Annotated in this window: 11 protein-coding genes and 2 riboswitches; of the genes, 4 read left to right on the top strand and 7 right to left on the bottom strand. The window is 41.6% G+C overall.

Annotation, left to right across the window (positions count from 1 at the left end):
- Positions 1–178 precede the first annotated feature (178 nt).
- Entirely contained in the window at positions 179–451 is a 273-nt protein-coding gene (locus RMZ42_RS18285; protein WP_322672721.1) for a hypothetical protein, read from the bottom strand.
- 290 nt (positions 452–741) lie between these two features.
- Positions 742–3,861: an MFS transporter gene (locus RMZ42_RS18290; protein WP_322672722.1), complete on the bottom strand. Its 3,120-nt coding sequence runs from the start codon at positions 3,859–3,861 to the stop codon at positions 742–744.
- A 724-nt stretch (positions 3,862–4,585) separates the two neighbouring features.
- Here RMZ42_RS18290 and RMZ42_RS18300 point away from each other — a divergent pair.
- Genes RMZ42_RS18300 through RMZ42_RS18310 form a run of 3 tightly spaced genes read left to right on the top strand, consistent with a single transcriptional unit; the run spans position 4,586 to position 5,297 of the window.
- Positions 4,586–4,789, top strand: a complete 204-nt coding sequence (locus tag RMZ42_RS18300; protein ID WP_322672723.1) for a high light inducible protein — start codon at positions 4,586–4,588, stop codon at positions 4,787–4,789.
- A 41-nt stretch (positions 4,790–4,830) separates the two neighbouring features.
- The gene (locus RMZ42_RS18305; RefSeq protein WP_322672724.1) at positions 4,831–5,043 is read left to right on the top strand and encodes a high light inducible protein; all 213 of its coding nucleotides are present in this window, start codon (positions 4,831–4,833) and stop codon (positions 5,041–5,043) included.
- Positions 5,044–5,084: 41 nt separating this feature from the next.
- Positions 5,085–5,297 carry a high light inducible protein gene (locus tag RMZ42_RS18310; protein ID WP_322672725.1) on the top strand — a complete coding sequence of 71 codons (213 nt, stop codon included), beginning with the start codon at positions 5,085–5,087 and terminating at the stop codon, positions 5,295–5,297.
- A 335-nt stretch (positions 5,298–5,632) separates the two neighbouring features.
- Here RMZ42_RS18310 and RMZ42_RS18315 read toward each other — a convergent pair whose 3' ends face one another.
- From RMZ42_RS18315 to ntrB, 4 genes are all read right to left on the bottom strand, one after another.
- On the bottom strand, positions 5,633–6,253 hold the full coding sequence (locus tag RMZ42_RS18315; RefSeq protein WP_322672769.1) for a universal stress protein: 621 nt from the start codon (positions 6,251–6,253) through the stop codon (positions 5,633–5,635).
- A gap of 203 nt (positions 6,254–6,456) precedes the next feature.
- Positions 6,457–6,645: riboswitch (cyclic di-AMP (ydaO/yuaA leader) on the bottom strand.
- A 37-nt stretch (positions 6,646–6,682) separates the two neighbouring features.
- Positions 6,683–7,519, bottom strand: a complete 837-nt coding sequence (locus RMZ42_RS18320) for an ABC transporter ATP-binding protein (protein ID WP_322672770.1) — start codon at positions 7,517–7,519, stop codon at positions 6,683–6,685.
- Between the two features lie 50 nt (positions 7,520–7,569).
- A complete protein-coding gene (locus RMZ42_RS18325) occupies positions 7,570–9,012 on the bottom strand; it encodes an ABC transporter substrate-binding protein (RefSeq protein WP_322672726.1) in 1,443 nt (480 codons plus the stop codon).
- An 87-nt stretch (positions 9,013–9,099) separates the two neighbouring features.
- On the bottom strand, positions 9,100–9,951 hold the full coding sequence (gene ntrB, locus RMZ42_RS18330) for a nitrate ABC transporter permease (RefSeq protein WP_322672727.1): 852 nt from the start codon (positions 9,949–9,951) through the stop codon (positions 9,100–9,102).
- A gap of 97 nt (positions 9,952–10,048) precedes the next feature.
- Positions 10,049–10,270: riboswitch (cyclic di-AMP (ydaO/yuaA leader) on the bottom strand.
- A 416-nt stretch (positions 10,271–10,686) separates the two neighbouring features.
- Here ntrB and RMZ42_RS18335 point away from each other — a divergent pair.
- The gene (locus RMZ42_RS18335) at positions 10,687–11,877 is read left to right on the top strand and encodes a HAMP domain-containing sensor histidine kinase (RefSeq protein WP_322672728.1); all 1,191 of its coding nucleotides are present in this window, start codon (positions 10,687–10,689) and stop codon (positions 11,875–11,877) included.
- 123 nt (positions 11,878–12,000) lie between these two features.
- Here the strand turns inward: RMZ42_RS18335 and RMZ42_RS18340 are convergent, their stop codons facing one another.
- Positions 12,001–13,311, bottom strand: a complete 1,311-nt coding sequence (locus RMZ42_RS18340; protein ID WP_322672729.1) for an aminopeptidase P N-terminal domain-containing protein — start codon at positions 13,309–13,311, stop codon at positions 12,001–12,003.
- Positions 13,312–13,534 lie beyond the last annotated feature (223 nt).

Raw genomic sequence — 13,534 nt, forward strand, 5'->3', positions numbered from 1 at the left:
TTGTTACACGAATTAATTGATTTGCTGTATTGCTCTCAGTTTAAAATGCTGAATAAGAAAACACAGTGTAGTAAAGTCATAATGTCAGTATGACTTTATTCACATTTTAAACTTTGGACAAAAAAAAAGGAGTTTAGAATTCTCCCTTGAGTCTTATTTATTACTTAATAAAGTATAATTACTGAATTCTGTATGCAATCATTCCAATCAATACGGCAAGACCTAGCGCTCTGCGAAAATAATTAACGCCTTGAAATAGCTCCATCCACGCCCAAGTAAACAATGCGCCATTTGCCACAAAGTCTAACACTGTATTGATTTTACCACTTGTAAAAACTAGAGTGAGTAAACTAGCTACTATCCAAAGAATAAGTGGTGGGTTTGGCATTTGAGCCACAACAATTTTGCCACTGCTGTCACGGAAGGTTTTATCAACTAACGTGTTTTCCATTGTTTGAAATTACTACTTAGGTAAAATTATTAACTTGCAAAAATTACGCAGTAATTTATTGATAATAGGCTGAGATTTAATTGCAAGTTATTTAAAAAAATTAAAACATTAAACCAATTCTATTTTCACCCATCTAATTGCTGAGATTAGAGCAGTAAAGGATATTCATATATGACTATATTGAAAGACATAATTACACAAATGCCAATGCGTATTTCTTTATTCTCGACGTACTTAAAATAGAAAAGCCTCCCATAATGGGAGGCTGAAAAGTTAGCGGAGACAACTTGTTAAACTACAGCGATCGCTCCTCCTAATGCAGAGAAAATGGCGGAGACGAATGCTGTGGCAAACAGCCACCACGCTGCTGTAGCTGCGGCTTTGCGGGTTTCTTCTGCTTGCCGCTGTGCTTGATGTTTTACCTGTTCTAGACGGCGTTGGGCTTCCTGCTGTATGCGTTCTGCACGTTGTAATACTGTGTTGCGTGCCCGTTCAATTTGGTCGATGATTCGGTTGGCATCTTCTTCGGAGATGTCCTCACGAGAACTCATGATTGCCACTAGGGTATCACGGTCAAAGGAGGACAAGCGATCGCGCAGGGCATCAAAACCTGCTTGGGGATCGTCAAAAACTGTGCGAAGATCGCGCTTAATACTATCATAGTTAAGTTCTGGGCGATCCAGGGAGTTGAGATAGTTACGAATGCGGGCGAAAACCCCGTCAATTGCATCTTGAATGCCCCGTTGAATGCTGCGTACTTGTTCGACAAATTGATCCCTTACGGACACCATATTATCGGCAATCCGCGCTGCTTCTTCATCAGAAATATCTTCCCGAATTTTCAGCAAGGCAATGATGGTATCACGGTCAAACTGGGAAAGGCGATCGCCAAAACTTTCTACTCCAACTCGCGGATCGTGCAACAATAATTGCAAGTCGCGTTTGATACCTTCTGGGTTGAGTTCTTCTTTACCCGTTTGACGCAGATACTCTTCCAAATAACCTTTGAAGGATTCTACTCTTTGTTGTGTACGGCTAGCTAGACGACGAGGCGCACGCACAAAGTTACGAATCGAAGTTTGGGTGGAATCAATGATTTCGTTGACTTGTTCTTCACTCAAGTCTTGGCGTTGACTAAGCAATTTCACCAATGTATCTCTGTCTACCCGCGACAACCGACGGCGCAATGCGACGGCTCCCTCTTTGGGATTTTCAAACAATCTGGTCAAGTCTCGCTGAATGCCTTCTGGATTGAGTTCTTGTTTGCCAGTATTTCGGAGATAATCTGCGATCGTTGTTGTCACAGAGTCGTATTGCTCTTTAGCTTTATCGACTACAATTTGAGGTGTGTGGCGAATATTATACCATGACTCCTCAGTAGCATTGATGATTTGATTAACTTGATCTTCACTCAAATCTTCCCGTTGACTCAACAATTGGACTAAGGTATCGCGGTCAAAGCGAGACAAGCGTGCCCGAATTGAGCTAATTCCAGCTTGCGGATCTTCTAGTATCTTTTTGAAGTCGGCGCGGATGGCATCAGGATTCAGTTCTGATTTGCCGGTGTTACGCAGATATGATTCTACATTTATCCACAGGGTTTCTGCTTGATATTGTGCCTGTTCTGCTAGTCCTTTGGATTCTACCAAGACGCGATCGCGTTGTTTTTCCAACTCATCGACAATGCTATCTACTTCATATAACTGGACATCGTTACGTTGTAGCAATATCTGCCGAATTTCTTGGCGGTCAAGGTGCGCTAGCCGCAATGTCAGGGTTTCATAATCTGCTTCTGAGTCTTCCAGCAGTGGTTTAAAATTCTGCTCAATGCCTTCGGGTGTCAAATCTGCCTTGGGAGTAACGAGCAGATAACTTTCTACTGCACGTTGCAAGTCTTGAACTATATCTCTTTCTTCAATAGCTCTGACTGTTACTAGCACTTCTTGGCGGACTGTTTCTAGCTGATTGGCAATGCGCTGAATTTGGGCTTGGGTAAGCAATCCCCGTTGTTGCAGAATATTGGCAAAATCATTACGGGATAGTCGTTCTAGTTCCCGGCGGACGATTCCAGGGTCGGCTGCTGGGTCGTAGATGACATCATGAAATTCCTGGGCAATTCTTTCTGGACTCAGTTGCCAAGCATAAGTATTGTGCAGGTAGTTTTCAACATCAGCCCGAATTGGGCTATAGGGTTGTGATGGTGTTGGCAAACCTAGCTTATCTGCTTGTTGAGAGACTTTATCTTTGGCGGTGGTGAGACTACGCAAGATTTTTTCCACATCCAAATCAGGCAAATCTGCCCGTCCCAGCACAGTGGCGGTTAAGGCGGATAGTGCTTGCTGGATTGTACTTTGCATTGGGCCAGAGCCTGCCTTTTGGTTTTGGTCAGTTTCTTTGGAACCACCCTGTTCTGCTAATAACCGATCCAGTTTGGCGTTGAGTTCATCTGTTTTGGTTTGTCCTGGTGGGAGTGATTTCAAATAATCCATTAACTCACCCAGCCGATCTGCGGTGGGTGCTTGCTGACTTACCACTTGCTGCCAAACCTTATATAAGGTATCAGAAATCCGGCTAACGTCTTTTTTGGAAAGATCGGTGCGGCTGCTGACTAACTCGATAAACTTTTGGCGGTCGATGTTGCGGATATCTGGAGTCCCAGCGATCGCTTTTAATTGCGGATCGTTGAGTAAATTTTCAAAATCACTCCGAATCTTTGATACATCGAGTTCTGGAGGACGAATCTTTTCTAAGTAATCTTCAATGTTTTCTCGGATACTTACGGGGTCGATGGCGCTTCCTAGTTCTCGACGGACAGCAGCAGCGGCGGCTTCAGCTGTGGCTACCACTTGGTTATTTACAGCTTTCGCACCTAGTGCGGCGGTAGCAGTTCCCATAATCGCCTGAAAGCCAGATGTTGCCGTATTGACAACTGAGCCAATTAAGGAGCCTACGGTGGTGGAACTTACCCAAACTAAGAGCAAAAAGTAAGCACCCCAAATCACTAAACCGAGAATCGCTCCCAATCCTCGGTCTGAGATCACAAGGCTCAATTTTACTGCTAGGTAAGAAGCGATTAATAAGGCGATCGTCACAGTGGCTAATGTCCAAATTCCCACTGCTGTACCGATTTTGCGAATATTACCGCCCAAACTTTCCACCTCCCTACTATCTGAATCCGAGTCAGATGAGTGCCCCAGGTAGGAAATACCGAATGCAAGGGAGAGATTAGTTAGAACTAATTGGAAAGCAAAGGCAAGAATCACGCCGGAGATTAAAGCCACAAAAAAGCGTGGCCCGGAAATGAGAACCGATGCTTGTTCTGGTGTGACGTTTGAGCGTTCTAATGGAACCTGTGCTAACCACAATAGTGGTTTATAGAGTCCCACCATGATTTCCGTACTTTGGAACATTGGATTTCCTTCTACCTACTAAGTTTCAATTTGGGGAATTAAGAATTTCTTGAGAAGCAACTCTTAGTATTTATTATGTTTGTACCTATGGCAATACCTAACTCTTTAGATCACAATCGTAGAATTTACGTCTTTAAAGCATCTCTCCAAAGGCTGAAACCCTCATACAGCGGAAGATATAACTTTTGTTAGCTCTTGGTAAAGAACATAATTCAATGGCAAGCAATCTTACTTAATTTACTGCTAATTTTAATTTTAATTGTTTAATTTATAGTGAGTAACTCTATTTTCAAAATAGTTTGCTTTCAAATAGTTTAGATTTATTTCAATATCTGTTTTTATCACCCTCTCTAGGTGGATTTATTTATAATAATACGTTTAAGCATCGGTCAGAAGAAGTGCTTGTCTTTTGTGTCTATAGACAGAAAGCATTCTAGTTATTAATAGCTACATTAAAGTTAACAAACGAATTGTTGAGGGCAAGGAAATGGCAACTCCTTTTTCTAGAGATTTGCTAATAATGTCAACAGAATATAATAGTTGCGATCGCAATGATTTTCTGTTTTATTAGACTCCTCAAGCCTCAATTTTAAACGGTCGTTTTGCAATGATTGGCTTTCTTGCCTATTTAATTTGGGATTTAGTTGGCTATAAAGTTTTGTACTTGATTGGTTACGAGAGCATTTAAAGAATAAAAACCAACTTGATTAGGAAGGAAAAAACAATGAAAACTCGTCCCTCTACTGATTTACCAGCTGTTGCACCGGAATACAACGGTATAGACCGGAATGCATTTTTGTTTGGTTGGACTCCTCAAGCCGAAATTTGGAATGGTCGCTTGGCGGCTATTGGTTTCCTTGCTTATTTGCTTTGGGATTTAGCTGGTTATAGCGTCTTGCGTGACGTTTTACATTTGATTAGCTACTAGAAACTAAACACCTAAAAAACTATTAGATTTTGGAGAAAAAAATGGCAACTCAAGAAACTCGTCCCTCTACTGATTTACCAGCTGTTGCACCGGAATACAACGGTATAGACCGGAATGCATTTTTGTTTGGTTGGACTCCTCAAGCCGAAATTTGGAATGGTCGCTTGGCGGCTATTGGTTTCCTTGCTTATTTGCTTTGGGATTTAGCTGGTTATAGCGTCTTGCGTGACGTTTTACATTTGATTAGCTACTAGAAACTAAACACCTAAAAAACTATTAGATTTTGGAGAAAAAAATGGCAACTCAAGAAACTCGTCCCTCTACTGATTTACCAGCTGTTGCACCGGAATACAACGGTATAGACCGGAATGCATTTTTGTTTGGTTGGACTCCTCAAGCCGAAATTTGGAATGGTCGCTTGGCAGCTATTGGTTTCCTTGCTTATTTGCTTTGGGATTTAGCTGGTTATAGTGTCCTGCGCGACGTTTTACATCTGATTGGCTACTAGTCGTCTGCTACAAGCATTATGATAGGTTAAGATATGTTTGTAGTAAGCACTTAAGTGCTTATAGCGCTTCCCATTCAGAGACGGTACAATATTGCACCAATTTGGCAAATTTACCAAGATTGTTAATTCGTAGGTTGGGTTGAGTAACAAAACCCAACCTATACATTTTTATTTTTTAGCCTTAGCAGTATTGCATTGGCTTCTACAAATGCTTGCCAGTTTTCCACATACGACCTTTGAAAGTTTATTTATTGTGTAGCAAAAAAGTCACTTACAAGTAGGTGACTTTTCTCCGATCAAAATTTGACAAAAATTACTGAAATTTTAAAGAGTGATTATTCATCAATACTACTGGGAATACCCAAAACAGCACAGGGAAATTTAGAACCTAGTGCTTCAATCATTGGATGATTGACAGAGTTGCAACCTAGAAACAGAATATCAGCCGCTTCTGATTCAACAACTTTGCGAAGTTCTGTAGAAATGCAGCCAAATCGCAAATGAGATTTGAAAGAACCCTGCCATTCTTCAGCCAAACTTCGGGCTTGCCAGAGAATTATATCTGCTTGTTGTAGAGGAGCGATCGCTGTCTGTAATTTAGGTTGAGTTAATACCTGTGTGACAGACTTTGATACTTCACTAACTTCACATTCTAATGAAGATTGTTGTTGGGGAAAACTCAAGATATTTGAATACTGATTGCTTTGATTATCTTCTACTACATAAACGGCTTGAACTGTAACTTCTGTATTGGTGGCCAAACGCGTTTGATGGGCAACCCAAAAGGCAATATCTAATGCCGTATGACTGTTGGGAGATGCATCATAAGCAACAATTAAATTAACTGCTTTCGCCTTTTGAAGTTTTTTAGAAAAAGGTTTTTTTGGTTCTGGCAGTAGTACCATTTGTTCGATTAAATCATCTCGGCCTGTGGCACTTTGCAGACGTGCTAACATTGGCTTTATTTGCACAGCTTTACTTCTCCTAATGAAATGAATTAGCAATGAGAAGCAGGGCGACCAATTTTAGATTTTGGACTTCGGCTAGGTTCAGTCGAAGGATTTTGGATCTTAGATTGAGTGATGATAACCAAAATTTCAAATCTTAAAATTAGTCAAGGAAACCCCAATAATAACTGTATTACAGCCAAGGTCTTGGGGGTTCCTTCCATTGCCTACGGAGTTAGCTGACGGGCTAAGACTGGAAGGTGTCTCTCTCTTAGAAGTGCTGAGTGCTAAGTGCTGAGTTAATATTAATAATTCTTAACTTCTGACTCTTAACTCCTCATTTTCTATGAGATACGCCCCACAATATGGTTCCTCCGTTCCAAATTCAGCTTTCATGGATTTGAATTAGGCTACCCACTAAAAAAATGATAATCTAATTTACTCGTCTTGGGCAAAATATCGATCGAGGAAATTTAGGGCGTGGTTGCGGAGTTCAAAATACTCTTTTGAGTTTCGCATGGCGGCGCGATCGCGCGGATGCTCAAAAGGAACTTCTAAAATCTCCCCGATATTAGCAGCTGGGCCATTGGTCATCAAAACGATGCGATCGGACATATAAATTGCTTCGTCTACATCGTGGGTAATCATCATCACTGCTTGACGATTATTTTCCCAAATATCCAATACCTGCCGTTGCAATTTGCCACGAGTTAGTGCATCTAATGCCCCAAAAGGTTCATCCATCAGCAACATTTTGGGACGAATTGCTAAGGCTCTGGCAATACCTACTCGTTGTTTCATACCTCCAGAAATTTCATCAGGATATTTGTCAGCCGCCGCCGTCAAGTTTACCATTGCCAAGTGTTCATTTACAATGCTAATTTTTTCAGAGCGATTAGCATTTTTTAGCACTTCATCTACGGCTAAACGGATATTTTCTCGCACTGTTAACCAAGGTAACAGAGAATAGTTCTGAAATACCATCATCCTTTCGGCTCCTGGCTGACGAATTTCTTTCCCATCTAGTCTGACTGAACCGGAAGTGGCTTTTTCTAAACCAGCTACTATTTTGATTAGAGTTGATTTCCCACAACCTGAGTGACCAATTACAGAAATATATTCATCTTCATCAATTGTTAAATTAACTTTATCTAAAACGACAAAGTTATCTTTATCAGGTGTCGGATAAGACTTGACTAAATTTTCAATTTCTAAAAATCCAGCGCGGGGCAGAACTTCGGTCTGGGTATTAATAGGTAATGAGGTATATTCCATCATCAAAGGCTCCGGAAACAATTTAGTCAATCAATATTTGAACTTGGGATTTAAGACATGAAAAAACGAGTGGGAGCGTTAGCCCTGATGGCAAAACTATTCAAATAACCCACCGGATCGCTGGGGTCGAAGCCTTTCTTATCTATAAATACCTCTGGTGGTTCGACCTTGTAATCATCCTTGGGACATTGGATGCCCATTTCCGATGCTATCTCGCGGTATAAATCCGTTCTCCAGCCTTGTCCAGCTAGTTTCTCGGCATTTTTGGGGAATTCCTTGATTTGTCCCCACCGTGCTGCTTGTGTCATCAACCAGAGACTTCTCGATCGCCATAAGAATGTGGAGTGTTCTCCTGGCTGTTTGGGAAGGTTGTCAGGAATATCGAAGAAAATCGTGGTGTCAGCAGCTTTAATGGTGCGGTCTTTGCCATCAAAGCCGCCATAGTTGTAATTGCCGAGAATTGCCGGACTTGTAAACTTCGCAATTGGCGCACCTTTCTTTTTGGGTCTAGCACCCGTAAAGGAACGGTCTGTAAGCAGTTCGGCTACTTCTTGGCGGTTTTCTGCTTTGCTGCAATACTGGCAGGCTTCAATCATCGCCTTGACTAGAGAACGATAGGTTTTGGGATATTTCTCGATGAAAGATTCCATCACGCCCAAAAGTCGATCTGGGTGTCCCAACCAGACTTCTTTACCTTGTGCAAAGGTAAAGCCAATGTTTTCATTACCAGTTATTGCTCGTGTATTCCAAGGTTCTGCAACCATGTAAGCTTGCATTGCCCCAATCCGTACGTTTGTTACCATTTGGGGAGGCGGAACGATAATGATGCGAAACTCTTTAAGCGGATCGACACCTGCGGCGGCGGATAAGTAACGGATAAAGTATTCGTAAATGGAGGAACTTAATACTACTGCCCAAACTCTGTTTTCTGGCGGTTGGTTGTCAAAGTAACCTCGGAAATCGCGCCCAAAGGCTTCTAAAGCGCCATCGCCATATTTTTCTTGATACTCGTACCACGGACGCAGCCCAAAATCCCACATGGCTTTATTCATGGTCATGGCGTTACCGTGGCGATGTATGGTCATCGCTGCACACAATGGGGCGTGGCGTGCGCCTTCGGCACCAATTCTGGCGTTGGTAACTGCACCAGATACTACGGGTGAAGCATCCAGGCGACCAAAAATTACACCGTCGCGGGAGGTGGCCCAACTGGCTTCGCGGTTGAGTGTAACGTTTAAACCATACTTGCGGAAGAAACCTTTTTTCCAGGCGATCGCAAATGGCGCACAATCATTAACAGGAACGTAACCAACTGTAAGATCGGCTTTTTCTAGGTCGCCGCTTTTAACTACTGGTTGCACAGCTAAGGCTTCTTCTGTCAATCCTTTGGCCGATCTATCTCCTGAAATCCCACAGGAAGACAGCGCCATTCCCGCCGTTGTTGCTCCTATTCCTTTAATAATATCTCGTCGAGTCCAGTTAATATCACCCATTCTTGTAGCTCCATTGGTGATTGATTGCTCGCGTTCCAGGCGCAGAGTCTCGTTAAATCTTGCTGTTTTGATAGCAGCCGAATTTTCTTAGTTAGAAGTTTTAGGGCGATGGGTTACTAGTTCTTCGATTTTGCCCACGGCATAATCCAGAATTAACCCAGTTACACCAATTACCAACACAGCTAAAAAGACTGAACTCAGGTTTAAGCGACTCCATTCATCCCAGACAAAGAAGCCGATACCAATACCACCTGTGAGCATTTCCACGGCGACGATTACCAGCCAAGCTATGCCTAAACTAATTCGTAAACCTGTAAAAATATACGGCAAACTTGCAGGCCAAATGATTTTTGTAATCCGTCGCCAACGGGGCATTTCTAGCACTCGTGCCACATCTAAATAATCTTTGGGAACGCTAGAAACTCCTAAAGCGGTATTAATAATTGTCGGCCATAAGGAAGTAATAAAGATGACAAAAATGGCTGAAGGATCTGCTAAATTGAAAATTGCTAAGGCGATGGGTAGCCAAGCTAGGGGCGATACGGGTTTAAAAATTTGAATAATCGGATTAAGCGCTATCATTGCCGGTCTGGACATGCCAATTAGAAACCCCAGAGGAATCGCTACTACCGCACCCAACAAAAAGCCTATTAATACCCGGCGCAGACTTGCGATCAATAGCCAACCAATTCCTAAATTCCCTGGGCCTCGCTGATAGAAAGGATTTAAGATGTAGTCTAAATTAGCGATTAGCGCTTCTGGTGGGGTGGGCATCAATTCATGGTTGGCAAGTGCAACAATCCACCACAACACAATTATTCCCAAGAAGCCTAATACAGGTAGAAAGAAGACATCCCTGACAATAACAGGTTTTGTTTTTTTCCAAGCAGCTTGTCCAGCGATCGCAGCGATCGCAGCCAAATTTAGTTGAAATATCATTTACGACCTCAACAGATTTAAGTGCAGGTACAAAAAATCCGAGCAGTACCAGCCTTGGACACCGATGAGATCGGAACATTATAAAAATGCCGTCTCTTCAGTCTCCTCTCAATGCCTACGAAGTTAGCTGACGGGCTAGGGCTGAGAGATGCCCTTCACAAGAAAGTTATGAGTTATGAGTTATGAATTAAATATTAGTATTAGTAAGTTCCAACTCCTCACTCTCAACTCCTCACTTTCTATGAGATACGCCCCACAATTTGGTTCCTCCGCTCCAGCGTTATGCACTGTGACACGCTGAATTAGGCTGACTTACTCTAATGGATACTAAATTATGCACAATATAACATCGATCCTCAGTAAAAGCCATCTATCTTATGATAACTATTGTTTATTTTAATACTTAAATTAAATGTTAATAACTAGTCAATGGCAACAAATAAGACTTGTGTATCTAGTTATGTTGTGAGTTAACTCCTTGCACAGACAGCTAAACAATATAGTTAAGCAAAGTATCAAAAATATTACGTGATTGATTAATATTTTTTAATATAAAACGGAATATACTGATAAAATTTTATATACGGCTACTTAATTAGCAAACAAAATAACATATATAATCTATTCCTTTTGGTAGGTGAACTAAATTGTTAAATTTGGTAAAAACCCACTGCACTCGCTAAACTAATTGGATATGGAAGTTTACTCATCTATCTCCTAGCTGAATTTAACATAATGGATTTTAGTCAAGTACTGGCTGAAAAAACGGATACCATCGTCGATAAATGGATTTTAGCGGTTCGCAAGGATAGACGGATTGAAAGTGCTGATGACCTATCTTATACAGCCGTAAAGGATCACGTCCCTGATGTTTTGAAAGCTATGGTGACAGTGCTTTCAAAATCTCAAGATAATGATATTCAGTCAATAGTTACTGCCAGTTTTCAGCATGGAGCTATTCGTGCCGAACAAGGCTTTGATGCAGCAGAAATCGCTAGAGAATATCATCTGCTGCGAACAATAATACTTGATGCTCTACAAGCAGATTTATTGGAAGGAACACCTGTAGAGATAATTCGTTCTATGCGTTTGATTGACGCTATCCTAGACGAAGCGATCGCTCGATGTTTCAAGAGTTATGTTGAGGAACGCTTGCGGGAATTACAGCAGTTGCAAGTATCACTAAGGCTCCATAACGAGGAACTCACGCGGTTAATTAGCGCCAATCAAGAGTATCTTTCTCAACTAGCCCACGAATTAAAACATCCTCTAACTTCTATTATTGGTTATTCGGATCTGTTTTTACGCCAACAACGACGAAAGGCTGATATAAAAGACAACTATACGAATTTAGAACATATTGAGCGGGTACTACGCAATGGTAGACAGTTACTCCATTTAATCAATGATGTACTAGAACTTTCCCGCTATGAGGCAGGACAGACAAAAATCCAATTAGCGCTTACCGATGTGCGGGAATTAATCGATAATATCTGTCAAATGTTGGAACCTTTAGCTGCGGGAAAAAATTTACAAATTGTAGTCGATTGCGATCGCATCCCTGAAAAATTAATCACAGATTCGTTTCAGTTGCAACAAATTATTACAAATCTTATTAGTAATGCGATTCGTTATACAGAGTCGGGGACTATTATTATCATGTGTCAGGTGTTGGAGAAGCAGAGATGGGCGATCGCAGTTTCTGACACTGGGATTGGCATTGCACTCGAAAACCAAGCCCAGATATTTGAACCCTACTTTCGCGTCAGTTCTAGCGATCGCCCATATCTTCCTGATAGTACAGGATTGGGATTAGCGATCGTCTCGCGTTTAGTAAAACTATTGCAAGGTCAAATTAACCTAGCCTCACAGGTAGGCGTTGGTTCTACTTTCACCGCAATTTTTCCTTTAGAAGTGGAGTTTTAAAAGTCACGGTTACACAAGCAAAGTCAACCTCCGTGGACTATACAAAATCAAGGGTTTTGTCTGTATAGCCACGATTTCAACGCCAGGGCTTTTCTTAGCGATGATGTCTACCATCCCCATTTTTTATCTTTCGATTTCATCTATTTCTTTGGGAACCCCCGCAGTTAACACCTCATGTCCCCCAGGCGTAACTAATACATCATCCTCAATCCGAATGCCAATGCCAACCCATCGAGGATCGGTTTGTGGTTGGTCTTCTGCTAGTTTGGTATCTGGCACAATATATAGTCCTGGTTCCACTGTCAAAATTTGACCTGGTTGTAAAATTTGTGGTTTGTCTTCACCATGCTGATAAACACCGACATCATGGACATCTAAACCTAACCAATGGCTGGTACGATGCATATAATATGGTTTGTATTTTTCCTCTTCAATTAACTTATCAATTTCACCTTTGAGGATGCCAAGTTCGATTAAACCTTCCGTGAGAACGCGCACTGCTGTATCGTGAACTAACTTGAAGGGATTACCTGGTTGGACTTGAGCGATCGCTTGTTTTTGCGCCTCCAAAACAATCTCATACAATGTCTTTTGTTCTGGCGTAAACTTACCTCCAACAGGAAATGTCCGGGTAATATCGGAGTTGTAATAACCATAGGCACAACCGGCATCAATTAGCAGTAATTCTCCATCCTGCATTTGACGATTATTTTCAATGTAATGGAGTACGCAAGCATTGACACCAGATGCCACAATCGAAGGATAAGCAGGCCCCATTCCACCCCGGACTCGAAAGATGCGTTCCATCTCCGCCTGAATTTCGTACTCATAACGTCCTGGCGCGGCGATTTCTTGGGCGTAATTGTGTGCTTCGGTGGCGATCGCAGCTGCTTCACGCATCAATTCCAACTCAGCTTCGCTTTTGATCAATCTCATGCTGTTGAGGACAGGGCCAGTATCTTCAATAGCGATCGGCCCAGTACCACGCTTCGGATAAGTCCGCAGTAAACTTTGGTAATGTTTCAAGATTTGATCGTTAAAATTGCGATCGCGTCCTAAGTGATAGTAAATCCGGCTGGCTTTTTCTAAATACTGCGGCAACTTTTCATCTAACTCGCTAATGGGGTATGCTTCATCAGCACCATAAATTTCCTTGGCTGCATCTACCCCACAAAGATAACCAGTCCATACTTCCTTTTCGCGATCCTTCGGTTGGACAAACAGCACAAACCGATGTTCTGCGTGATGCGGCGCTAACACTGCTACTGCTTGTGGTTCATTAAAACCAGTCAAGTAAAAAAAATCACTTTCTTGACGATAAACATACTCGACATCGTTGTGCATCACTGCCATTGGCGCACTGCGAAAAATGGCTGTACCATCACCAATTTTTGCCATTAATTGCTCGCGACGCTGCCGATATTCTGCTTGCATAGTTGATGTACTTTTAATAAGTATTGTATTATTTGACACTTTTAACAACTAACAAATGCACAGATGATGCCTCTTAATAGCTGCTAATCTAAGTTATTCTAACCAATATTTGTTTCTACTCAAGTTATAAATTATTATAAAAAAATCAATTATCTCTAAAGACTCAGATTTACTAATTTTTAAACAATTCAAAAATCTTGTTCTTATCGAGTGATTTAGGATA

This window comes from Nostoc sp. DedQUE05, assembly GCF_034530955.1.
Lineage (GTDB): Bacteria > Cyanobacteriota > Cyanobacteriia > Cyanobacteriales > Nostocaceae > Nostoc.

Excerpts from the sequence above, each read along its gene's own strand:
- RMZ42_RS18285 (WP_322672721.1), bottom strand. The coding sequence starts at position 451 with ATGGAAAACACGTTAGTTGATAAAACCTTCCGTGACAGCAGTGGCAAA.
- RMZ42_RS18290 (WP_322672722.1), bottom strand. The coding sequence starts at position 3,861 with ATGTTCCAAAGTACGGAAATCATGGTGGGACTCTATAAACCACTATTG.
- RMZ42_RS18300 (WP_322672723.1), top strand. The coding sequence starts at position 4,586 with ATGAAAACTCGTCCCTCTACTGATTTACCAGCTGTTGCACCGGAATAC.
- RMZ42_RS18305 (WP_322672724.1), top strand. The coding sequence starts at position 4,831 with ATGGCAACTCAAGAAACTCGTCCCTCTACTGATTTACCAGCTGTTGCA.
- RMZ42_RS18310 (WP_322672725.1), top strand. The coding sequence starts at position 5,085 with ATGGCAACTCAAGAAACTCGTCCCTCTACTGATTTACCAGCTGTTGCA.
- RMZ42_RS18315 (WP_322672769.1), bottom strand. The coding sequence starts at position 6,253 with ATGTTAGCACGTCTGCAAAGTGCCACAGGCCGAGATGATTTAATCGAA.
- RMZ42_RS18320 (WP_322672770.1), bottom strand. The coding sequence starts at position 7,519 with ATGGAATATACCTCATTACCTATTAATACCCAGACCGAAGTTCTGCCC.
- RMZ42_RS18325 (WP_322672726.1), bottom strand. The coding sequence starts at position 9,012 with ATGGGTGATATTAACTGGACTCGACGAGATATTATTAAAGGAATAGGA.
- ntrB (WP_322672727.1), bottom strand. The coding sequence starts at position 9,951 with ATGATATTTCAACTAAATTTGGCTGCGATCGCTGCGATCGCTGGACAA.
- RMZ42_RS18335 (WP_322672728.1), top strand. The coding sequence starts at position 10,687 with ATGGATTTTAGTCAAGTACTGGCTGAAAAAACGGATACCATCGTCGAT.
- RMZ42_RS18340 (WP_322672729.1), bottom strand. The coding sequence starts at position 13,311 with ATGCAAGCAGAATATCGGCAGCGTCGCGAGCAATTAATGGCAAAAATT.